This is a genomic window from Methylobacterium nigriterrae (assembly GCF_037106235.1).
Classification (GTDB): Bacteria; Pseudomonadota; Alphaproteobacteria; order Rhizobiales; family Beijerinckiaceae; genus Methylobacterium; species Methylobacterium nigriterrae.
Map to the genome: position 1 here is coordinate 1 of NZ_JBAWTG010000575.1, position 419 is coordinate 419.

At 66.1% G+C, this 419-nt stretch carries 1 protein-coding gene; it reads right to left on the reverse strand.

Annotated features, from left to right (window positions below; genetic code table 11):
• Positions 1–419: transglutaminase-like domain-containing protein (locus WDW90_RS38305; protein ID WP_488803328.1), on the reverse strand; the 419-nt coding region annotated here is incomplete at both ends.

Sequence of the window (419 nt, forward strand, 5' to 3'; positions counted from 1 at the left end):
AGGGTCGCGAGATCCCGGCAGGAGCCCACACACAACGCAAGGGTCTGGCTCGGCGACTGCGTGCCTTCGTCCTCGCGCGCCTGGTAGCCGATGCCCGCACCGACGCCAGCGTTCAGGTCCTTGAGGAGGGACAGGGTGTCGGTTGGATAACCCGCCACGAAGCCCTGTGCCCAGGCCTGAAGTCGACTGTCCTCATCCCGGTACTGCCGGACCGTCAGTGCGCCGAGATCCGTCCACTCGTCGTCGGAATACCGGAAGGGAAACGAGGCGGCTGACGCGGCGATCTCGAAGACCGGGTAGGCCACGGCACTGAGTTCGACACACGCCACGCTGTCGATGATGAGCATCTGGGCCGGCGCGTGAAACGTGGCTGTCGCCACAGCATTCCCGGCGACGTCGTAGGCCCAGGTCACAGTCGC